This is a genomic window from Mucilaginibacter sp. P2_A4 (genome assembly GCF_056405015.1).
The window spans coordinates 101,131-122,441 of the sequence record NZ_JBFUCX010000018.1 but is presented as its reverse complement, the minus strand read 5'-3'; the positions used below and the strand labels follow the sequence as shown (position 1 = coordinate 122,441).

Genomic DNA, 21,311 nt, shown 5'->3' with positions numbered 1-21,311 from the left:
ATGGAAACACCAATTCATGTAACCTACATAGGGGGCCCAACGGTAATTTTAGAAATTGCCGGCCTGCGAATCATTACCGACCCTACGCTTGATCCACCGGGAGTTTTCCCGGCAGGCCCTAATGACTCCATCAAGAAACTTACAGGACCTGCTACTAATGATATCGGGCATATTGACCTGGTATTACTAAGCCACGACCAGCATGCCGATAATCTTGACAAAATGGGGAGAGAATTAATAGGGCAGGTAAAGCAAACTTTTTCTACCACAGGCGCAGCAGAACGACTGCAGGGCGCTGTAACCGGCCTTGCCCCATGGGAATCATTTAAACTAACAACACCCACCGGCGAAACACTAACCATAACAGCGACACCCGCCCGACATGGTCCTATCAATGTTGAAAAATTTGCGGGCGAGGTTATTGGCTTCGTTTTATCGGTAGCCGGAAAAGAGCCCTTTGAAATCTATCTCACCGGCGACACTGTTTTTTACGAAGGTGTAAAAGAGGTAGCAAAACGCTTTAATCCCAAATACGTATTTATTTTTGCGGGTGCTGCAAAACCTCCTATATCCATTAACCTCACGATGGATACCAACGATGCTATTGATACTGCATTCACCTTCCCTGGTGCAACAATTATTCCCGTTCATTACGAAGGTTGGTCACACTATTCTGAAACTGGTGAAATGATCCTCCAGTCGTTTACCGCATTCGGCATTAATGACAGGCTGAGCATACTTGAGGCTGGAAAAAGAACCCTCCTGCCCACGAGTTGAACACGTAATGCAATTGACATCTGAAAGTAAATAAATACATAGACAGACTAATTGGTCTAAATAATAAACCATTTAGTCTATTTTTGACACATATCAATATTTTAATTATGAACGATAAAAAAGTAGCTCTCATCACCGGATCGAATCGCGGTATAGGATTTGAAACAGCCAAACAACTGGGAGAATTAGGTATTACAGTAATATTAACCGCAAGGCAGCTTGAAGCTGCTGAAACAGCGGCACAAGAACTCACCGAAAAAGGCATTGACGCTTACGGTATCCAATTGGATGTAACCAATGACGAAGAAAGGCAAGCCGCTGCCGCATATATATCTTCCAAATTTGGAAAGCTTGATATCCTAATAAATAACGCAGGTGTAGCGCCTAAAGATTCACTCTTTGTGAGCAAGACCGCCGAAACAACAAAAGAGGAATTCAATTATATATATGACACCAACTTTTTTAGTATTGTATACTTAACTAATGAGTTGCTTCCATTGATTAAGAAAAGCCCGGCCGGCCGCATCGTTAATTTATCCAGCATACTGGGTTCTTTAACCATACATGCACAACCAGAAAGCCCTATTGCAGGTTTTAGGGTACTTTCTTACAATTCGGCAAAGGCTGCATTAAACATGTTTACCATTCAGTTGGCGGCAGAGCTTCAGCCACTCGGAATTAAGGTAAATTCAGCTCACCCGGGCTGGGTACAAACAGAATTAGGTGGAAACGAGCAGGCGCCTATGAGTATCATCGATGGGGCAAAAACAAGTGTTGCCCTAGCACTAATTGGCGAAGACGGGCCAAACGGCAAATTGATCCACATGGGCGAAGAACTGCCCTGGTAATTATTAAAGGGTTTATAAAATTAACGTACGGCGGCCGGCATTATATGACCGGCTTTCCGTTTTATCTCTACTTATAAGGAAAATAAAACTCATTGAAGAAGACCATTACGGTATAAGTGCCATTCTTGCATTCTCGCTTATTCCCTTATCTGGCTTTGCTACCGATATTTATATACCCTCATTGCCGCCAAGGGCCAGCCACCTGGGGTTACAGCTACCGCAGTGCAATTAACACTGGTGTTTTTTATGGTAAGTTCAGGTATCGGCCAGTTATTTGTTGGCAGCTTGCTCGATAGCTTTGGCAGATAACCGCATTTGCATTATTTGCAAGGATAAGGAGAAAGATTAACGCCAGGGACCTTTCCTTTGTTCCTGAAACTGTTACCGCTTAAAAACAAAGCCGGTGTTGTATGGCACCCGGTGCCAAGAGCTATAAAAGCTGACACTATAAGTAGATGGACATAAACCATTTAGTCTATATTTGGGCATTTAAATAAACAATGGGTAAATCTGAAACAAAGAAACAATTGATCATCGAAAGCGCCGCGATACTATTTAATGAAAAGGGTATTGCGGGCACTTCTGTTGATGATATTATTGCAGCCACCGATACATCAAAAGGATGTTTTTACGGGCATTTTGAAAGCAAGGAAGAGTTATCTTTTGCATCTGTTGATTATTTGTTGGATAAAATGACCGGGAGAAGGAATACTGCTTTGGATAAACATGTTAAAGCTGTAGATAAGATTCACGCCTTTATGGATATGAATAAAAATCCCTTAAAAAGCTATTTTAAAGGCGGGTGCCCCATAGTAAACCTTTCTACAGAAAGTGATGATACCAATCCTACGATCAAAAAAAAGGTAAAAACAATGATCAATACCGCGATAAGCCAGTTTACTTTAATATTGCAGAATGGTATAGACCGGGGCGAACTATCGGAGAACCTTGCCCCTGCTGAGTTTGCCAATAAGATGTTTGTATCTATTGAAGGCGCTAATGCCGTTTGCAGGGTACTGAACAGCGCGGGCCCGATGCACCTGGTTATTGACAGCCTTAAAAAAGAATTAGCATCATACACACTTAATCCCTGAAATATCAGGATCCCCCTTGCATTTTCCTGTGCCCCTCCCCCCTTTCTGTCATCTAACAATGCAACTATTCGTTGTAGAATAAACTATCGTGCCGCACATGTCATTCGCGCTTTAAAAAGCAGGAAAAGGCTTGGTTAAATAACGAAATAAAACGGATGATTTGACCCTGGCTTAAATCAAGTTGCTGTAATTCAATTATTTAATATATTGGTACGTCCCTTGCCTTTCTGTATTGAAAATAATAATAAACAATTAAAAAAATCAATCATGAAAGGTAAAATCTGGAAACTATTCTACAAAAAAGGAGAAAAAATGAAAATGCTTTTTTCCCTTATCATCATCGCTCTTACCACATTACTAATGAGTGCTCGGGCACAGGCACAGGTTAAAAATATTGTGCTGGTTCACGGTGCCTGGGCGGATGTTTCCGGCTGGGAACCGATCTATAAAATACTTGCCGCCAAAGGGTATCATGTAGATATGGTGAGCAATGCTAACCTAACATTCACCGGGGATGTTGCAGCAGTAAAAGCGGTGCTTGCAAAGCAAAAGGGCCCGGTAATTCTTGTTGGGCATTCATATGGCGGGGCAGTGATTACCGAGGCCGGAGACACATCGAATGTTGTGGGCCTGGTTTACATATCAGCCTTTGCACCGGATGCCGGCGAATCACTTTTAGGCCTTTTAAAGGCCGGTCCTCCAAACCCAGAATCAGGCATCCTGCTACCACCTGTCGACGGATTAATCTGGTATGATGTGGCTAAATTCCATAAGGACTTTTGCCCCGACCTTCCTGCCGGCCAGGCCGATTTCATGGCTCATTCTCAAACGCCATCCGGGTTAGCAACATTTACAACGCCGTTAACTAAAGCGGCATGGAAAACAAAACCAAGCTGGTACATCGTATCCACCCAGGATCGAATGATTCCACCTGATGCCGAACGCTTTATGGCAAAAAGGGCTAAAGCAAAGGTTACAGAAATTCAGGCAAGCCATGTGGCGTTCATGTCACATCCTAAAGAGGTTGCCGATATAATAATAGCTGCCTCTAACAACGAAGCTAAATAAATGACCATAGCGGTAATCTGTGTACACAAAAACTGTTCATGGATTACCGCTATCAAAAAAATCAAAGTTTATGATAAAGCTAGCTATACTTGTTCCCCGCAGGTCAGACCTGACGCTGGAGGAATTTAAAACTCATTGGAAAGATATTCACGGCCCTTTATTTTCAAGCCAGCCAGAGGTAAAGCGTTACGTTAGGAAATACATCCAGGTACATAGTACAGGCGAGCACCTTGATCAGTTCCCGGTTGCCTCCTTTGATGGCATTGCCGAAATCTGGTTTGACCAGATGGAAGATATCAACAAAGTTTTCGGCACGGAAAACTATCTCAACACCATAGCTCCTGATGAAGCCAAATTTATCGACAGGGAAAATATTCTTTGGATATACGCCACAGAAAATATAGTTATTGATCTTAAAAACCAGCAATAAAACATCATGACAGATCAACTATTAACCGACCAGAATAAGGCATTGGTGCATAGTTTTTATGCAGGCGGTACAAACAGCGAAGCCAAAGAATATGGGGAGATTTTTCACCCCGAGTTTAAAGTGACTGCCCCCGATTACCTGCCCTGGGGTGGCACAAGCAATCTTAAAACCTACCTGGAAGATATATTGCTGCAGGTAACAGCAGTGCTTGATTTTAAGCGTTGCGAGATCATTTCACTTATTGGCGAAAATGATTCCGTTGTTATTGTAATAGATATCGGGATCATGGATACACCACATACGGTAAGGATATCTGAGCACTGGTCAATACAAAAAGGTAAGGCCATTAATTTATGGGTAGCTTATTTTGAGCCACAACAGCTTATGGAGGCGATTGAAAAAAATGCCGCCGGGCGCGATATTTAAAAACATATCTCTGGCTTATTAAAAATAAAAAAAGGAACAGGGCCCAAGCCGCGTTCCTTTTTTTAATTTCTGATATGTGTGCCTGGTTATATAGTAACCACGATCTTACCTATCTGCTCGTTGGATTCCAGGAAACGGTGTGCTTCAACAATCTGCTCAAAAGGAAATATTTTGGCAATTACCGGTTCAAGAAAACCTTCCGCAAGTCCCTTAAAAATAAATTTCCGGGCTTTTTCTACACGTTCCGGATCCTTAGTGGTATCCCAAACCGTATGGCCGCGAATTACGGGAATTTTGTTCAATACCTCTATCAACGGCAATGGAGTAACCTCATCACTTAACGCGCCATATAAAAATATTTGACCGCCACGGGCTAATGATTCCAGCAATTTGGCAAACATAGGCCCACCTACCGGGTCAAAAATAACTTCAGCACCTCTGCCATTCGTAATTTTCATTACTTCGGCTACTATATCCTCCTCTTCCGTTGCAATCACGTAGGCTGCACCTGCCTCTAATAGTCTTTGTTTTTTTAAACCAGAACGCGTTATGGCAACAGGTATAGCCCCTACCATATTGGCTACCTGGATAGCAGCAAGCCCCACACTGCTTGAAGCAGCCGGAATTAACACAAACTCACCAGCGGAAACTTTAGCTATATCAATAAGGGCGCTGTATGAAGTAATAAAGGGATTCCAGATAGCGGCCACCTGTTCAAAAGCAAGCAAAGGCGGGCTTTTGATCACTGCGTGCTGCGGCATCAAAATTAATTCGCCATATACACCATAGTCATTTTGTGAAAAAGCCGGGATGGTGCCCACCTCGTCGCCTACCTTTAAATGTTTTACATCACTTCCTACAGCATCTACAATACCCGAGGCATCATAACCCAATCGGGCCGGCAATACCGGGGCTTCAATATAATTTCCCGACCTCCACATGGATTCGGCACGATTCAGCCCGATGGCTTTAACCCGTATTCTGACCTCATGACTTGCTGGCGCCGGAATTTCCAAATTCTCAATCTGGAGTACTTCAGGTCCACCGGTTTTACTAAAGCGTACTACCCGGGCCATTTCTATTCCACTTGTTGTGGATCCTGATTTATCTGTTGTTTTCATTTGAATAGCGTCCATCAGGCTGAAAGTGCTTCGTCTTCTTTGTAAAATGGATAATCGTTATAGCCACGTGCATCGCCTCCGTAAAACGTATCCCTGTCATAGGCATTAAGCGGCAGGTTATTTTTAAGACGGAAAACCAAATCGGGGTTGGCAATAAAATGCCTTCCGAAAGCTACCAGGTCAGCATTTCCTTTTTGAAGGATATCGTTGGCTTTTTCGCCGTCAAAGCCACCGGCTGCAATGATGGTGCCTTTGAAAATTTTACGCAGATGCATAGCAGCTACCGGCTCAAGATCTTCTACTTCTTCAACAGAACCTTTAACACGCGGTTCGATAAGGTGAAGATAGGCCAACCCAAATTTATTAAGCTGTTCTGCCGCATAGCCAAATAGCGCGATAGGGTCGCTATCAAACATGGAAGCAAATGTTCCGCTTGGCCCTAAACGTACCGCAACACGATTGGAACCCCAAACCTCAACCAAGGCTTCAACAATCTCCAGCATAAAACGTACGCGGTTTTCAATAGAACCACCATAGATATCGGTACGTTGATTGGAACCATCCTGAAGAAACTGATCTACCAGGTAACCATTGGCGCCGTGTAATTCTACACCGTCAAATCCAGCCTCTTTGGCTCTTATGGCAGCTTTGCGGTAATCTTCTACCATTGCCTTCACCTCTTCGGTGGTCATCGCCCGGTTCAGGTCGGTTGGCAACCAGCCGGTGGGTGTATACACAAAATCTTCAAATTCTATCGCAGATGCGCCTATCGGCTGATCGCCATTTGGCTGCAGGCTTCTGTGTGATTGACGGCCAACATGAAAAAGCTGATCAAAAATAATTCCGCCCTTGTTATGTACAGCGGCAGTTACCCTTTTCCAGCCTTCTACCTGCTCATCGGTGTAGATGCCCGGGGCACCATAATAACCATGCCCGGTTTCAGAGATGACAGTGCCTTCGGCCACGATATATCCACCCTGGGTAGCACGCTGGCTATAATGCTCAACCAAAAGATCGTTGGGAACAAAATCCGACTCGGTACGCATGCGGGTTAATGGAGCCATAACTACACGGTGAGTAAGCTTGTATGGCCCTAATTGAACAGGTGTAAACAGATCTGTACTATTTACACCTGTTTCAGTATTGTTATTTGTTTGCATTTTTAAATGAATAATTTTTAAACTTTAACCAATCGAAATAACCAGGTTATTTCGATTGATCTTCGGGTCAAAGTTCAGGTTTAATAGGACACACAAAAAGATACAGTTGGCATCAAAAAAAAGATATCAGTTGCATATTTAAGTCTTGTTTATAAATCTGTTAACCAATTGCAATATTCCCTTGTTACCGGGTCTGTCCCCGTTTATTAGGCGTATTTTTGTTAGATATTTATGGAGGTATCTAATGAGTCACAAAGCTTTCCGCTATGAACAGGTAGTTCATAAATTAGAAGAAACGATTATCGGACTCGGGCTGCAACCGGGTGATAAACTCCCCTCGGTACGCAGGGTGAAGGATGAACTGAAGGTTAGTTTAACCACGGTAAACCAGGCCTATGCTATCCTTGAAGCAAAGGGAGCCGTTATTTCAAGGCCGGGTTCGGGCTATTACATCAACTCTTTTAACAAAAACCCACTGGCGAGGTCGGCGGCTAAAAATTTAGTTCCGCTGCCCGAAATTGTTGAGGTAAGCAGCATGGCCGCGGCTATGATAAAAAACACGGTTAAACATAGCGTGATTAATTTTTCATCACTTGCCCCTATTAATGAGTACCTTCCTATTATCAAACTCAACAAAGCCATGCAGGCTTCGGCAAAGGAGGAAAAAAATATTTTTCAATACTCCTTTTTAGAAGGCCATCCCCGCTTGCAAAAACAAATAGCATTACAGTCATTTGAATGGAAAAAGAGCATCAAACAGGAAGAGATATTGATAACCAACGGATCAACAGAGGCCATTGGGCTTTGCCTTGATGTATTGACCAAACCTGGTGACATCGTTGCCGTTGAATCGCCAACATATGCCGGCCTCCTGCAATGTCTGGAAAGTAAGGGCTTAAAAGCTTTAGCCATTAGCATGGATCCCATTACCGGCCTAAATCTTGATGAATTGGAAACAGCATTGGCTACAAATAAAGTTGCCGCTTGCTTGTTTATGCCGGTTTGCCAAAACCCGTATGGCTGCTCCATGTCCGAAGAAAGTAAGATAAAGCTGGTAAACATGCTGGGTGAAAAAGGCATCCCCATGATTGAGGATGATACTTTAGGCGAGCTCAACTTTGCCAAATCAAGACCCTTGCCTGCCAAAGCTTATGACAGTTATAACAACGTGCTCTTGTGTTCTTCGTTTTCTAAATCACTGGTTCCCGGTTTCAGAATTGGATGGGTAGCCGGAGCCAGATTTCATGCTGAGATCGAAAAGCTCAAGTTCTCAGCCAATATTTCAACCAATGGGCTATTGCAGGACACCATTGGCCGATTTTTAGAGAGTGGCAACTACCACGCTCATATTAAAAAACTGCGCGAGTTTGCACAAATTCAAATTATAAAATACAGGAATACGATACAGGAGTATTTTCCGGATACTGTAAAAATAAGCTGCCCCAAGGGTGGCTACAGTTTATGGATAGAGCTACCCCAAAACTTAAACGCGCTGGTACTACAGCGCGAAGCCCTGAAATATGGTATCGGGTTTTGCCCCGGTCAAATATTTTCTGCTTCAGATAGATATAAAAATTGCATGCGCATTAACTGCTGCCCTTTGTGGAGCAATAAAATTGCAGATGCATTAAAAATGCTGGGAAAATTGGTTCACGCCCTATCAGACGGGAATTAATCTACCTTTTCTTAAAAAATAAAGGCCAGCCGCCATTGCGCTTAAAATAGCAATGCCGGCTGGCCTTATTCTTTCCCGTTATTAATTTGAATTAGGTACGATCTGCAGCAACTGCATCTTCACTGTACACAGGGAAATCCGTATAATATTGTTCATCACCACCCCAAAATGCTTCGCGATGGTAATCATGTAGCGGCAGATTTCCCCTTAACCTTTCCGGAAGATCCGGATTAGAGGTAAAAAAGCGACCGAAAGCAACCAGGTCGGCATCGCCTTTCTGCAATATGGCTTCCGCATCATTGCGGTCAAACCCGCCTGCGGCGATAATGGGGCCCTTAAACAGCGGGCGCAAAAAAGAGGAAGCAACAGGCGCACGGCCTTCGTCAAGTGTTTCCGTTCCCATTACGCGCGGCTCAATAACGTGCAGGTAAGCTAAACCGTATTTATTTAGCTGTTGAGCATAATAGCCAAATGTAGCTTCGGGGTCCGAATCAGATATCGCCCCCCATTTGCCGCTCGGAGATATCCTGACGCCTACCCGATCGGCCCCCAAAACAGATACCAGTGCATCTACCAGCTCCAGCGGAAACTTCACCCTGTTTTCCTTAGAACCTCCATAGGCGTCGGTTCTTTTATTGGTGCCATCCTGCAAAAAAGTATCGGCCAGGTAACCATTAGCGTTATGGAGTTCAACACCGTCAAAACCGGCAGCGAGCCCGCGTATTGCTGCCTGCCGGTATTGTTCAACAAGTGAAGGAATCTCATTGATATCAAGAGCCCGGTGCGGCGAAACCGGAACCCAGCCGTTCACTGTAAATGACAGACCTTCAAAAGGCACAACAGATGGTGCTACAGGTGTTTTACCATTGCTCAAATCAACATGTGATTGCCTGCCGTCATGAGATATCTGCATAAATATATAAGCGCCTTTTGCATGAACAGCATCAACCAATTTTTTCCAACCTGCAATATGATGATCTTCATAAATGCCAGGCGCACCAATGTAACCCCTGCTTTCTACAGAGGGATGAACAGATTCCGTAATCATAAAGCCGCCACTTGAAGCCCGCTGTGTGTAATATTGGATCATCATATCACTTACACTATCATCCGGGTTAGCGCGCAAGCGCGTAAGAGGTGGGTGAACAACCCGGTGTGTTAAATTCATTCTCCCCAGTTTAATTGGAGAAAAAAGTTTTAAATTATCTTGTAAACCCGAAGGTTTTTGTTTGTGTTCCATTTTTTTATTTTTTTTGTGAGGACAGCACATCGCTAATTGAACAAGCGTTAAACAGATCCGTGCTATTTACTGCCGTATCAGTATGGTTATTTACTTGCGTTTTTAAATGAATAATAAGCCAAAGTTCAGGTTTAACAAGGCACACAAAAAGATACAGTTAGCATAAAAAAAAGAATATCAGTTGGGTGTTTACCTCTGGTTTTTAAATCTGTACCCATCCCTGCATTTTACTTGAATTGCTATTTACCATAGCGCCTCCAACTCACCTACTGTGTATACACATCTTTTGCTTTTGACACATAATTAAAAAACGTTGTCATTTCGAACGAACCAGTGAGGGATTGCGCGCCGGAGGTGAGGAGAAATCTTGTAAAAGCGGACATTCGAGCATGCAAGACGTCGAAGATTTCTCCTCGCACCTCCCGCTTTCCCCTGCGCATGCTCGTTCGAAATGACATTTTTCTTTATTAAAAAAGATGTGTACACACAGTAGCTAACTCCCGGGGAAGAAATTACATGCAAAACAGGTGGCGCAGTTATTACAGGGAAGCAGTGTTATGGCCCAACATATAAAGTGTATATTACAATACCATAAACAACTATTAGTAACCGAGTACATTAACATCAATTTATTTTCCGATATGAGGTATATTTACCATAAATGGAATTAACGGATAAATTTTATATGAAAAGGAAATCCGTACTTAACTCACTAACCAGTTTGATATGGATGATTTTATCACTTTCATCATTCTTCACCTACGCGCAATCCGCCCTATCTAAGGCAGACTATAGTAAAACACTATTACAGGTAAGCTCTGGATTTTACACGGTAGAAAAAAACGCGACAGTTGATTTAGATAGCAGTTTATTTATAACCAGCAAGTGGCATAAATTGAGCCGCGTACCCGTTATAACCGAAGGAATAGATGGTAACTATACTGCTGAAAATTGCCGTTGGATGGATAAAAACAACAGCGACAGTGTTAGAAAAAAATTACCATTATTAACTGGGGCCAATCATGCGCGGTTATCATTATTAATTGGGGCTTATTATGCCTTCCATCCGGCTTTTCAAACAAAATATATTGACAGTGGCATCTTTTACTTAACACAGGCTAAAAAAGAATGCGATCAATTGCATCTTACTAATTGGTCATTACAATGCGCCTGCCTGTTGGGTAAGTGTTATTTTAAGCGGAATGATATATCCACCGGTACAAAATGGTTCAAAACAATAACAGATAATACAGGGCAAAACCCAGATACAAAAATCATTGCAAAAGCCTGGAATTATGCCGGGATGTATTGTCCTTTTCTGGCAAACACCACAACTTTTAGATTAGATTGCCTTCATAAAGCGTTAACCGGTTTCGAAAGCTTAAAGGATACCAGCAACCAGATCAACACGCTCATGAATATCGCCTACATGAGTGTTGCCAATCAGGACCTTAAAAGCTCAGAAAATGCAGCTTTGAGGTCGCTTTTTTTACAAAAGGCAAGTCATTTTAAATACAACCAATTTACGATTGATTTGCTGGCATATCTGGCGGAAATAAAATCGGATTATCCAAAAGAGTTAGAGCTTGCCTTTAATGCTGTGAAAAACATCGCCGCGAACAAGGATAGTCTGGCACTCGGTCATTTTTACGGAAGGATAGCTTCATCCTATGATTACCTCCAGGATCCCAGCGAAAGCATTTTATGGAAAAGAAAATCATTGGCAGCATTTGAACAACATAGTGGGGATTCGGAAATTTACTCCTGCTTAAGGGACATCGCGCTTTCAACAAAAAACGTCTCCGAAAGCCGTCGAATTATAAAGTTAACAGAGAATGCACTACGGGAATCTCCCCCGAATAACGCCACCGATAAGCAATTTGTTTATATGACTTTGGCGCATTGTTACGAAAATATGAACGAATTGGAAAAGGCGAAGAAATATTATGTTGATGCTGAAAATATTGAAAAAAAGACACCGCTACTTAATGGCGGCATGGCGAACTTTAGATTGGCACATTCGCTGGGTAACTTCTACCTGAAAACAAAAAATTATAAATTAAGTAAAACCTATTTTTCTAAACTCCTTACTGATCCTTACAAGCGGATCACCCCTAAAGAAATTATCATGAATGTTTACTTTAAACTTCATATTATAGATTCCGTTATGGGGAGTTACCAATCTTCCCTTACATACTTCAATAAATACTCGTTGCTAAATGATACCATATTCTCAAAAAACCAAAGTAAGCAAATTGCAATTTTGGATATCACATATAAAACCCAGCAAAGAGAAAAGGATCTTCAATTGCTGCGGGCTCAAAATCAGTTGAATTTGCAAAGAGAAAATACAACCCGGAAATTTTCTATCGCGGGTTTTATCGCGTTGCTATTTGTAATTATCATGATTTACAACCGCTATTATTATAATAAGAAAAGCAATGATAAGCTACAAGCACAGAAAGAGGAAATTGATCAGCAAAACCATGAGTTACAGGTAATGAATCAGAATCAGAAAATGCTGCTGACAGAAAAAGAATGGTTGTTGCGCGAGATACATCACCGGGTAAAAAACAATCTCCAAACCACTATGAGCCTACTAAAAATGCAATCAGCCTATATAAATAATGAATCGGCACTGGAGGCTATGCGGAATAGCCAGCGACGTATGTACGCCATGTCATTAATCCACCAAAAATTGTATCAATCAGATGAAATGACCCACATAAATATTAAGGATTATATTTATGAGCTTGTATATTATTTAAAAGACAGCTATAGCAGTAAAATTAAAGGAAGCTATAGCGACCGTAATAAAATTACTTATGAACTAAATGTAGCAACTGTTGATCTTGACATTGTGCAGGCAATTCCCCTGGGCCTCATCATTAATGAAGCTGTAACAAATGCCATTAAATATGCTTTCCCTAACGAGATGAATGGTGTAATTACTATTCTGTTAAAGCAAACCCATGATGATCATTTCCTGTTAAACATAAGCGACAATGGTGTGGGCTTACCTGCTGATTTCGATTTAAACTCCACAAACTCTTTAGGTATGAACCTGATGAGGGGCTTGTGCGATCAGTTGCAGGGTGAATTTAGTTTAGAGCGATATTTTGGGACAGGGCTAAAGTTTACTTTTAAACGCGTTGATAAAATCATACGGGAAGATCAGCTTTCGTATAATAAAACTGAGATATCCTGATACAAACCGATCTTAATTCCTGTTATGTTTTGGGTCTTGATCCATCACCCGTCATGCATCTATATAGATCTGCCCCGAGCCGTTGCACGTGAGAGTTGCCTTAAGCTGCATCTGCACGTTGGGCGACATTAGAAAGTTATCAGTCACGTGATGGCATATCTACAAAGTTTGATGCAGCATAATTTCTTGATGCCAATAGAATGATAAAAATAATTATCATTGCTACCATTAGCCAAACAAATTTTCTCCCCGCGGAATCTTCCAGGATTTTAGTAAAAATACTTTCTTCAGGTTTGTTTTTAATTTTATACGCCTTGTCTGCATTTTCTATATCTATCTCAGGAACTCCTCTCTTTAAAAGGATGTATTTGATTATGATAAGGGAATGAGTATTATACCATTCTTGCGAATGTTTAAGTATTTGAAGTAGGTTAAACGTAGACTCTGCCTCAAATTTACTTTGTACATTATCAATATGCTTTAATTCGTTGTGCATAGCTTCATTAATTTAGCCATTAGCCCCTATCTGGCGGTAATACAAAATAAGCGTGGAGCCTCATCACCACAACCAACCAAAAGTGCACAGTACGAAAGAAATAACCCCACCACACATTGGTATGCGAATAAGTTCTCCGTAATGTGTTCAGGTTGTTCAAATTTTCAACGTAGGTGATCTTAAACGAGTTCGCTAGTAAAACACTAATATAAATAACAATTATTTATATTAAATAAGAAATTTATTATTTATGAAATATGTAGTTAGATAAGTAACGATGGTGAAATCCGGATACTTTATATCGAAATCAGAAAAGCTCCTTTTTATATTAACCCGACCTGGCTGAAGCTACCGTTTACACGCCGGTGACGTAGGGTGTACAAAACGGTAACAATATTGTTTCTTTGCGAAAATGACCCTCTTTTAACCTTATTCCCAATAAACATTATGCATCTTGCGTGGTAATAAATATCAATTTCATAATGAAACAACAGTACTTACGCTTTCTCCTGCCCCTGCTTTCATCAATCATTTTCTCTACCGCTTCGGCACAACACCAAAGTGTCCCCAGGGACGGCGGGGGGTATCGTGAAGCACCTGAAAAAATAAATGATCTTATAGATACCCGGCTCGATGTAAAGTTTGATTACCAGAAGTCATACCTGTACGGTAAAGAATGGGTGACCTTAAAGCCTCATTTTTATGCGACAGATTCACTGAGGCTTGATGCCAAAGGAATGGATATTCATCAGATTGCCATTGTCAAAGGCGGCAAGCTGCAACCTCTTCAATACAACTATTCAGATAGCCTTTACCTTGACATTAAGCTTGATAAAAAATATAAGGGTGGTGAGCAATACGTAGTGTTTATAGATTATACCTCAAAGCCAAACTTGTTGCACGATAAACCAGGCCACAAATTAGATGGCAAAGGTTTATACTTTGTAAACCCCAAAGGTACAGAAGTTGATAAGCCTATCCAGATCTGGACACAGGGCGAGGCGGTAAGTTCGTCGTGCTGGTTCCCTACCATTGACAACCCGGGGCAAAAGACCACGCAACAACTAAGCATGACGGTACCGGCAAAATACACTACCCTATCCAATGGCTTGCTGATCAGCCAGAAATCGAATACTGACGGTACCCGTACGGATACCTGGAAGCAAAAACTGCCACATTCGCCATACCTTTTCATGATGGCCATCGGCGATTTTAAGGTATATAAGGATAAATGGCGGAATAAGGAGGTTAATTATTATCTGGAGCCTAAATATTTTCCTTATGCAAAGGCGGTATTTGGCCAAACGCCAGAGATGATGGAGTTTTTTTCAAAAGCACTGGGCGTCGATTTTCCCTGGGAGAAGTATTCGCAGGTAGTTGTTAGGGATTACCCTCTTGGTGCTATGGAAAATTCTTCGGCTACCCTACTGGGCGATTATGTACAGAAGAGTCCGTGGGAATTGGTAGACGATCCGAACGGCACGGGTGGAACTACTATAGCGCATGAGCTTTTCCACCAATGGTTTGGCGACCTGGCAACTTGCGAAAGCTGGAGTAACGAAACGCTGAATGAATCATTCGCTGTATTTGGTGAAAAATACTGGAACGAAAAAAAATATGGCAAGGACGATGGCGACGCCAAACGTTATGACGAGTTACTGGCCTACCTGAATAATAAGACCGCCGCTAATCAAAACCTGGTTCCCTTTTATTATACGGAAAGCGAAGGCATCAACGGTTCCAATATTTATGACAAGGGCGGCCTGATCCTAAACATGTTGCGCAATTACCTCGGCGACGAAGCCTTCTTTAAGGGCTTAGGTGTTTATCTTAAAGCCCGTTCGTTTAAAAGTGCCGAAGTACAGGACCTGCGCCTGGCCTTCGAAGAAGTATCTGGCAGGGACCTTAACTGGTATTTCAACCAATGGTATTATGGTGCCGGTCACCCAATTCTGGACATTACCTATAATTGGGATGAGGCCACTAAAACAGAAAAGGTTTTTGTCGCTCAAAATCAGCAAGGCCAAATTTTTCAATTGCCCATTGCTGTTGATGTGTACGTTGGTGGGAAAACTGAGCGGCACCAGGTTTGGTTAAGCCATGTAAAGGATACACTTAGCTTCAAGACGGCCGCCCGCCCCGACCTGGTAAATGTTGACGCCGAAAAGATATTGCTAACAAACAAGACAGATCATAAAAGCCTGGCCGAACTGGCATTTCAATATCAGCATGCCCCGCTTTATATGGATCGCCTGGAGGCTTTTGTTGCAGCCGCGGACCAGCAATCAACGGCGGAAGGTAAATATATATTGACGGCAGCTTTAAAAGACAAATACCACGGTTTACGTATTAAGGCTATCAGAGCCATTAAAGCAGATAACCAGGCGCTCGTGACAGCTGTATTACCTACAGTGGCCGATCTGGCTAAAAACGACCCGAACTACCCGGTACGCGCAGCGGCGTTAAAACTGCTGGGCAAAACAAACTCGCTGGTTTACAAGGATCTTTATGTAGTATCTTTATCAAGCCCATCGTACGGTGTACGCGGCGCAGCTTTAACCGCCCTTAATTCCATCGCACCTGATCAGGCCTTTAAAACAGCTAAGGAATTACAGCCACAGGCAGAGGGACCTTTTGCGCAGGCTATAGTGGCTGTTTATGCCACCAGCGGAGCAGATCCCGAGTGGCCTTATGTAATAGCGGCGTTTAAAAGAGCTTCTGTGCAGGTAAAAGTTGATAATGCTATTCAATCGTTACCTCAAATTATTGGCAGGATGACTAACCGTGCCTACGTAACCGAAGGTATCAACAGTATCCGTGACCTGGCCATCGCTTACAAAAAATACGGCATCGCATCAAGACTGATCGCTTCATTGGAGGAAATCAGTAAGCAGCGTAAGAAAAGCAATGACGATGACTCTTCAAAAATCGCCAATGAAGCCATTAAACAAATAAACGATGCTAAAGCATAAACATTGATCAGAGACCAGCACCCGGTTCGGGATGCTGGCTCTTTCATTTAAGGATCGTGTATAATCAGCCTTCCGGCTTCCAATATAATCGGGTGATAGACCAATTGCATCCGGGTTTTATCTGGCTTTTCTTTTCAGTATCTGATTCTACCTTTTAGAACTGATGCCTAACTTACCGGCGATATATACTATCTACGGCACGAAGGGTAGATGTTTATCTTCAAGGCGCTCGAAATGTGCATCAATGAACGTAAGTAAATTTTGCTAAATACTTGGAATGAAGGGTAATGTTATTTAACTTTGTATAACAAAGTACTTTTAATAATTAAAACACGAGATTATGAAGACCTCCAGAATAAAATTCGTTATGCTCTTCCTTGTTTCAGCATTTGCTTTTCAATTTATCACTACCTCCATTCTGGGACTGGAGACCCGGCTTTTTCCTGCCGGCAATAGCACGTCCTTCCTGGGGATGGGATCGGCAACAGGCTGGAAAAGCATCGTATCCATGATCTTATTACCTGTCAAATTGATACTGATCGGGCCGCTGATACCATTTATTGATTTTTTGCGGCAAGAATCGGATACGCCGCCGCCATTTTTCCTGATCGGTTTTGCTGTCTACTGGACAATCCTTGCCCTGATCATTTATTACCTCGCGGGTAAATTCAAAGCGCGTAAACAATAGTAAACCTGCAGTGATGAACAGACTTGAAGCGGTCTATTATGAGGCAAAAGCGGACAAGTACTTTATTCGGTTGGCTATTTTTGCCGCATAGCGCTGGCAGCGTCTTTTCTGCCGACTGGCTTCGTGAAGATCATGGGACAACGCTTCGCTCAGGGCCTGCCATCCAATAATCCTTTAGGGCATTATTTCGATGCTTTACATTTGACCGGCTATTACTATAATTATTTTGAGTAAATGTTAAACCATTTATATTGTATGTACATATATATTATGTTAAAATTATTTACACCTTATTTAAAATAAGAATGTGGTATTGCATAATATTTACCATTTAGATGATATATTATCATAGGAGCTAATTTTGGCCAATGGACATCTGAACTTAGGCTTATGGCCAATGCCACGCATACAGAAATGGTTAATTTGAAGGTGCCTCTTATTGCTTAATGAGCTTTAATTTTTTTAACCATGTTTGAATTTCTGTCTCTGCCTGTTTTCCTTTCTCCCCTTCCATCACGATTGATATGCCGTCCCTTTCTATTCCCCCCTTGATGGTAAAACCATCCAGCACCGTACTGTTAGGACAGAATTCTTTTACGGTTTGGAAGGTGCTGCCAATGCCATAACCGGCATTAGTATTAAAGGGGATGACAGTTTTGCCGCTCTGGTCATATTGCTTCAAAAAGCTTTTCATCGGTGGTGGCAGTTGCATGCCCCAGGTCGGAAAGCCAACAAATACCAAATCATAGGATGACATGTTGTCAATCTTCGTTTTAAGCGGAGGTAGAAACCCGGATTCATTTTCCCGAACTACCTGGGCAACAATGGCCTGGTAGTTTTCGGGATAAGGATTAACAAGTTCTAAAGCGACCAAATCTCCCCCTACGTGCTTCTGAATGATCTGAGCGACGACTTTAGTATTATTTGTCCGGGACAAGTATATGATAAGTATCTTTTTGGCGGAGATGGATTGCGCTTTTGAGCAGGCAGTTGTACCTGCTAAAGCAATCAAAAGCAAGAAAAAGATAATATTTCTACACATAAACGTGTCAATACCGGTTAATATTATTTATTGCAATTTCATTTTAACAGGCCTAAGCAGCGTTGAAAAAGTGAGCGAACCCATCTTCCATTTGCCGTTTTCTTTAAGGTATACCTCAGTCACCATAAACGCATGGGTTACTTCGTTTCCACCTACTACTGCCAGCAAATCGATATCATTTAAAAGAATGGCGGTATTACCGAAAATGTTTACAGAGGCGCCATAAACCTCAGCTTTCTTATACCAAATCATCCCCCCTTTAATGGTATTTAGTTCCTGGGTCTTTCCCCAGCTCCCTCCCATATGAACAAATACACAATTCTCAGCAAACAGTCCGTTTAAAGACTCTACATTTTTGTCTGCCATCCATGTCCATTTTGTTTTAGAAAGCTCGAGTATTTCCTGATCTTCTTTCGTCGTGCTTGTGCCTGGTGAATTTGGCAATTTAGCCTGCCCATATGATAGCTGGACAATGGCGACACATAGGAACATTCCGATAATAGCTTTTTTCATAATCTTAGGTTTTAAGTTTTATATGTTGGTTAATTTTTAGCGCTATTGTATTCCGCATCAGTTACCCGTTGCAGCCATACCGTTTTGTTCTTTGCACTGTTTGTACTTACTGCCAGATAGGTAAAGGCACTTTTGTATGATGCGCCGTGCCAGTGTGCGATGCCGGGAAGACATTTAATGATATCTCCTTTGTGAACCACCTCGATGGGTTTGCCTTTTTCCTGGTAATAACATGTTCCTTCTGTGATCATCAGGATCTGTCCGGTGGGATGGATATGCCAGTCGAGTTTTGCTCCCGGTGCAAATGTTGCATTTGCTATAGCGATATCAATGGTACTGTCTGGTTTGTTGAGTTCAGTAAGCCAAACTGTTCCGGTATGATTATTTACAGTTACAATTTCGCCATTTGGAAATATTGGAGTGTTTTGAGCCGCCGCACCGAACGTAATCCCGGTAGATAAGGAAATGGTAATCAACAGTATTTTTTTCATGTTTTTATTCCGTTGTTTTAGTTTTCCAGTTTTCTTTCGCCCAGCCATTTCACCATCACCGGATCGCGGTGATCAAAGAAACTGCTGGCATTAGTATTCAGCGTTTTGATTTTGTCCATCTCATCCGCGCTTAATTCAAAGTCGAGGCTATTGAAGTTTTCCGCCATCCGCTCTTTGCGTACTGATTTTGGAATGGCAACAACGCCTCGTTGGGTCAGCCAGCGTAGGATCACCTGGGCAATTGATTTGTTATGCTTCTCGCCAATAGTTTTCAGCAATTCATTCTTAAAAATATCATTCTTGCCTTCGGCGAACGGCCCCCAGGATTCGATCTGGACATTATTCTCTTTCATGAACAGTTGCGTATCATATTGCTGGTGGAACGGGTGGGTTTCTACCTGGTTAATAGCAGGAACGATCTCATTGTGAATGATCAGATCAATCAATCGGTCCGGTTGAAAATTGCTAACGCCAATAGCTCTTACTTTACCTTCTTTATAAAGCGCTTCCATCGCGCGCCATTCACCATATACATCGCCGTAAGGCTGATGGATCAGGTAGAGGTCGAGGTAATCCAGCTGAAGCTTCTTTAATGAATTTTCAAAAGTTTTTTTAGTCCCTTCGTAGCCGTCAGACTGTATCCAAAGCTTGGTTGTAATAAACAGATCTTCCCTGGTCACACCGCTACGCCTGATTGCTTTGCCCACTGCTTCTTCATTCATATAAGATTGAGCAGTATCGATCAACCGATAGCCAGTTTCAATCGCATCCACCACACTTCTTTCACATTCTGCCAGGTCGGTCACCTGGAACACGCCAAATCCTAAGATTGGCATTTCGACGCCGTTATTTAATTTTACCTTTTGCATGTTCTCTTTGAGCTAACTTATACAAAGGTCATGCGTTTTATCGACCCCGATAGGATATAGATTACGGGTATTTCTACCATTATTACTGATTTAGGTAAAGTTGCTGCCAATGCATTGATTAATAATGTAAATTCGAATTAAAAGAAAGCGGTTATGGACAGCATGCGACGTTTTAACACCATAAGTGAATATAATACATTCAATAATAACGAAACTAAGCACCCATTAATTAGCGTCGTCGACCTGTCAAAGGCTGCCCGCAGGCAGGGTTCACAAATGTACTTTGGCTTTTACATTGTGTTTTTAAAAGATGTAAAATGTGGCGACCTCGTATATGGCAGAAATACTTACGATTACCAGGAAGGGACATTGGTATTGATGGCACCGGGTCAGGTGGCAGGGGTCAATAGTAATGGCGAATACTACCAACCCAAAGGATATGCGCTTGTATTTCACCCTGATTTGATACATGGTACAACGTTGGGCCGGCGAATCCAGGAATATTCGTTTTTTGGTTACCAGTCAAACGAAGCATTGCACTTATCTGAACGGGAAAGAAATATCGTTTTGGATTGTTTTTCGAAGATAGATTACGAACTGGAGCGTGGTGTAGATAAGCATAGCAAACGCCTGATCGTATCCAATATTGAACTTTTTTTAGACTATTGTGTTCGTTTCTATGAAAGGCAGTTCATCACCCGCGGCCATGTGCTCCATGGGGTGTTGGAAAGTTTTGAAAACCTATTAAACAATTATTTCGCGTCGGATAAACCTGAAACCAACGGTCTGCCTTCAGTTGCTTATTGCGCTGATGAATTGAATTTGTCAGCAAATTATTTTGGCGATTTGGTAAAAAAAGAAACGGGCAAAACTGCGCAGGAATATATACAGTTTAAACTTATAAACATGGCCAAAGAAAAGATCTTTGATGGCAATAAGACTGTTAACCAGGTTGCTCTTGAACTGGGGTTTAAATATCCTCAGCATTTTACAAGATTGTTTAAGAAACGGGTTGGGCAAACCCCGCATGAGTATCGCAAAATGAATTAAAAATTATGGCGTATTCCATCATAGCCCGGGAGGCATCACCAACATGAGACTGGTGATTTAGTTGATTACCTTATTATGGTAACGGCGTTCCGGTTTGAGAGCCAGCGCGTTTTTTTTTAACGATAGATAACTGAATTAAATAG

General features: G+C 42.0%; 19 protein-coding genes. 11 read left to right on the top strand and 8 right to left on the bottom strand.

From position 1 onward, the window contains the following. The 6 genes from AC1DYB_RS26285 to AC1DYB_RS26260 all read left to right on the top strand — a co-directional run bounded on the left by AC1DYB_RS26285 (position 1) and on the right by AC1DYB_RS26260 (position 4,643). Positions 1-777: an MBL fold metallo-hydrolase gene (locus AC1DYB_RS26285; RefSeq protein WP_477439399.1), complete on the top strand. Its 777-nt coding sequence runs from the start codon at positions 1-3 to the stop codon at positions 775-777. Between the two features lie 107 nt (positions 778-884). Continuing rightward, positions 885-1,625 (top strand): SDR family oxidoreductase, encoded by a 741-nt coding sequence (locus AC1DYB_RS26280; protein WP_477439397.1) that lies wholly within the window; start codon positions 885-887, stop codon positions 1,623-1,625. 500 nt (positions 1,626-2,125) lie between these two features. Next, positions 2,126-2,719 (top strand): TetR/AcrR family transcriptional regulator, encoded by a 594-nt coding sequence (locus tag AC1DYB_RS26275; RefSeq protein WP_477439395.1) that lies wholly within the window; start codon positions 2,126-2,128, stop codon positions 2,717-2,719. Positions 2,720-2,986: 267 nt separating this feature from the next. Continuing rightward, on the top strand, positions 2,987-3,787 hold the full coding sequence (locus AC1DYB_RS26270; protein WP_477439393.1) for an alpha/beta hydrolase: 801 nt from the start codon (positions 2,987-2,989) through the stop codon (positions 3,785-3,787). Between the two features lie 70 nt (positions 3,788-3,857). Then, positions 3,858-4,217: an EthD domain-containing protein gene (locus AC1DYB_RS26265; protein WP_477439391.1), complete on the top strand. Its 360-nt coding sequence runs from the start codon at positions 3,858-3,860 to the stop codon at positions 4,215-4,217. Positions 4,218-4,223: 6 nt separating this feature from the next. Then, the gene (locus AC1DYB_RS26260; protein ID WP_477439389.1) at positions 4,224-4,643 is read left to right on the top strand and encodes a hypothetical protein; all 420 of its coding nucleotides are present in this window, start codon (positions 4,224-4,226) and stop codon (positions 4,641-4,643) included. Positions 4,644-4,729: 86 nt separating this feature from the next. Here AC1DYB_RS26260 and AC1DYB_RS26255 read toward each other — a convergent pair whose 3' ends face one another. Together AC1DYB_RS26255 and AC1DYB_RS26250 are read right to left on the bottom strand one after the other, a co-directional pair. After that, on the bottom strand, positions 4,730-5,764 hold the full coding sequence (locus tag AC1DYB_RS26255) for a zinc-dependent alcohol dehydrogenase family protein (RefSeq protein ID WP_477439387.1): 1,035 nt from the start codon (positions 5,762-5,764) through the stop codon (positions 4,730-4,732). A gap of 14 nt (positions 5,765-5,778) precedes the next feature. After that, complete coding sequence (locus AC1DYB_RS26250; RefSeq protein WP_477439385.1) at positions 5,779-6,924, bottom strand: alkene reductase; 1,146 nt, start codon at positions 6,922-6,924, stop codon at positions 5,779-5,781. A 244-nt stretch (positions 6,925-7,168) separates the two neighbouring features. On the opposite strand from AC1DYB_RS26250, the gene AC1DYB_RS26245 reads away from it, so the two are divergent. Continuing rightward, complete coding sequence (locus AC1DYB_RS26245) at positions 7,169-8,599, top strand: aminotransferase-like domain-containing protein (protein ID WP_477439383.1); 1,431 nt, start codon at positions 7,169-7,171, stop codon at positions 8,597-8,599. 91 nt (positions 8,600-8,690) lie between these two features. Here the strand turns inward: AC1DYB_RS26245 and AC1DYB_RS26240 are convergent, their stop codons facing one another. Next, the gene (locus AC1DYB_RS26240; RefSeq protein ID WP_477439381.1) at positions 8,691-9,839 is read right to left on the bottom strand and encodes an alkene reductase; all 1,149 of its coding nucleotides are present in this window, start codon (positions 9,837-9,839) and stop codon (positions 8,691-8,693) included. Between the two features lie 685 nt (positions 9,840-10,524). Here AC1DYB_RS26240 and AC1DYB_RS26235 point away from each other — a divergent pair. Beyond that, positions 10,525-13,047 carry a histidine kinase dimerization/phosphoacceptor domain -containing protein gene (locus AC1DYB_RS26235; RefSeq protein WP_477439379.1) on the top strand — a complete coding sequence of 841 codons (2,523 nt, stop codon included), beginning with the start codon at positions 10,525-10,527 and terminating at the stop codon, positions 13,045-13,047. 139 nt (positions 13,048-13,186) lie between these two features. On the opposite strand, the gene AC1DYB_RS26230 is transcribed toward AC1DYB_RS26235, so the two are convergent. Then, on the bottom strand, positions 13,187-13,543 hold the full coding sequence (locus AC1DYB_RS26230) for a hypothetical protein (RefSeq protein WP_477439377.1): 357 nt from the start codon (positions 13,541-13,543) through the stop codon (positions 13,187-13,189). 482 nt (positions 13,544-14,025) lie between these two features. On the opposite strand from AC1DYB_RS26230, the gene AC1DYB_RS26225 reads away from it, so the two are divergent. Beyond that, entirely contained in the window at positions 14,026-16,515 is a 2,490-nt protein-coding gene (locus AC1DYB_RS26225) for a M1 family aminopeptidase (RefSeq protein WP_477439375.1), read from the top strand. Between the two features lie 340 nt (positions 16,516-16,855). Next, positions 16,856-17,203, top strand: a complete 348-nt coding sequence (locus tag AC1DYB_RS26220; RefSeq protein ID WP_477439373.1) for a hypothetical protein — start codon at positions 16,856-16,858, stop codon at positions 17,201-17,203. 436 nt (positions 17,204-17,639) lie between these two features. On the opposite strand, the gene AC1DYB_RS26215 is transcribed toward AC1DYB_RS26220, so the two are convergent. Genes AC1DYB_RS26215 through AC1DYB_RS26200 form a run of 4 tightly spaced genes read right to left on the bottom strand, consistent with a single transcriptional unit; the run spans position 17,640 to position 20,118 of the window. Then, on the bottom strand, positions 17,640-18,245 hold the full coding sequence (locus tag AC1DYB_RS26215; protein ID WP_477439371.1) for a flavodoxin: 606 nt from the start codon (positions 18,243-18,245) through the stop codon (positions 17,640-17,642). A gap of 27 nt (positions 18,246-18,272) precedes the next feature. Then, positions 18,273-18,758, bottom strand: coding sequence for a nuclear transport factor 2 family protein (locus tag AC1DYB_RS26210; RefSeq protein ID WP_477439369.1), 486 nt, complete (start codon positions 18,756-18,758; stop codon positions 18,273-18,275). A gap of 29 nt (positions 18,759-18,787) precedes the next feature. Next, positions 18,788-19,249: a cupin domain-containing protein gene (locus AC1DYB_RS26205; RefSeq protein ID WP_477439367.1), complete on the bottom strand. Its 462-nt coding sequence runs from the start codon at positions 19,247-19,249 to the stop codon at positions 18,788-18,790. 17 nt (positions 19,250-19,266) lie between these two features. Continuing rightward, the gene (locus tag AC1DYB_RS26200) at positions 19,267-20,118 is read right to left on the bottom strand and encodes an aldo/keto reductase (RefSeq protein WP_477439365.1); all 852 of its coding nucleotides are present in this window, start codon (positions 20,116-20,118) and stop codon (positions 19,267-19,269) included. A 153-nt stretch (positions 20,119-20,271) separates the two neighbouring features. Between AC1DYB_RS26200 and AC1DYB_RS26195 the strand changes: the two genes are divergently transcribed. Next, complete coding sequence (locus AC1DYB_RS26195) at positions 20,272-21,168, top strand: helix-turn-helix domain-containing protein (protein ID WP_477439363.1); 897 nt, start codon at positions 20,272-20,274, stop codon at positions 21,166-21,168. The last annotated feature ends 143 nt before the right edge of the window (positions 21,169-21,311 follow it).

Coding starts and splice junctions, on each gene's coding strand:
- AC1DYB_RS26260 (WP_477439389.1), top strand. CDS start 4,224: ATGACAGATCAACTATTAACCGACCAGAATAAGGCATTGGTGCATAGT.
- AC1DYB_RS26210 (WP_477439369.1), bottom strand. CDS start 18,758: ATGAAAAAAGCTATTATCGGAATGTTCCTATGTGTCGCCATTGTCCAG.
- AC1DYB_RS26230 (WP_477439377.1), bottom strand. CDS start 13,543: ATGCACAACGAATTAAAGCATATTGATAATGTACAAAGTAAATTTGAG.
- AC1DYB_RS26195 (WP_477439363.1), top strand. CDS start 20,272: ATGGACAGCATGCGACGTTTTAACACCATAAGTGAATATAATACATTC.
- AC1DYB_RS26245 (WP_477439383.1), top strand. CDS start 7,169: ATGAGTCACAAAGCTTTCCGCTATGAACAGGTAGTTCATAAATTAGAA.
- AC1DYB_RS26200 (WP_477439365.1), bottom strand. CDS start 20,118: ATGCAAAAGGTAAAATTAAATAACGGCGTCGAAATGCCAATCTTAGGA.
- AC1DYB_RS26225 (WP_477439375.1), top strand. CDS start 14,026: ATGAAACAACAGTACTTACGCTTTCTCCTGCCCCTGCTTTCATCAATC.
- AC1DYB_RS26255 (WP_477439387.1), bottom strand. CDS start 5,764: ATGAAAACAACAGATAAATCAGGATCCACAACAAGTGGAATAGAAATG.
- AC1DYB_RS26240 (WP_477439381.1), bottom strand. CDS start 9,839: ATGGAACACAAACAAAAACCTTCGGGTTTACAAGATAATTTAAAACTT.
- AC1DYB_RS26250 (WP_477439385.1), bottom strand. CDS start 6,924: ATGCAAACAAATAACAATACTGAAACAGGTGTAAATAGTACAGATCTG.
- AC1DYB_RS26275 (WP_477439395.1), top strand. CDS start 2,126: ATGGGTAAATCTGAAACAAAGAAACAATTGATCATCGAAAGCGCCGCG.
- AC1DYB_RS26220 (WP_477439373.1), top strand. CDS start 16,856: ATGAAGACCTCCAGAATAAAATTCGTTATGCTCTTCCTTGTTTCAGCA.
- AC1DYB_RS26205 (WP_477439367.1), bottom strand. CDS start 19,249: ATGAAAAAAATACTGTTGATTACCATTTCCTTATCTACCGGGATTACG.
- AC1DYB_RS26270 (WP_477439393.1), top strand. CDS start 2,987: ATGAAAGGTAAAATCTGGAAACTATTCTACAAAAAAGGAGAAAAAATG.
- AC1DYB_RS26285 (WP_477439399.1), top strand. CDS start 1: ATGGAAACACCAATTCATGTAACCTACATAGGGGGCCCAACGGTAATT.
- AC1DYB_RS26265 (WP_477439391.1), top strand. CDS start 3,858: ATGATAAAGCTAGCTATACTTGTTCCCCGCAGGTCAGACCTGACGCTG.
- AC1DYB_RS26280 (WP_477439397.1), top strand. CDS start 885: ATGAACGATAAAAAAGTAGCTCTCATCACCGGATCGAATCGCGGTATA.
- AC1DYB_RS26235 (WP_477439379.1), top strand. CDS start 10,525: ATGAAAAGGAAATCCGTACTTAACTCACTAACCAGTTTGATATGGATG.
- AC1DYB_RS26215 (WP_477439371.1), bottom strand. CDS start 18,245: ATGTGTAGAAATATTATCTTTTTCTTGCTTTTGATTGCTTTAGCAGGT.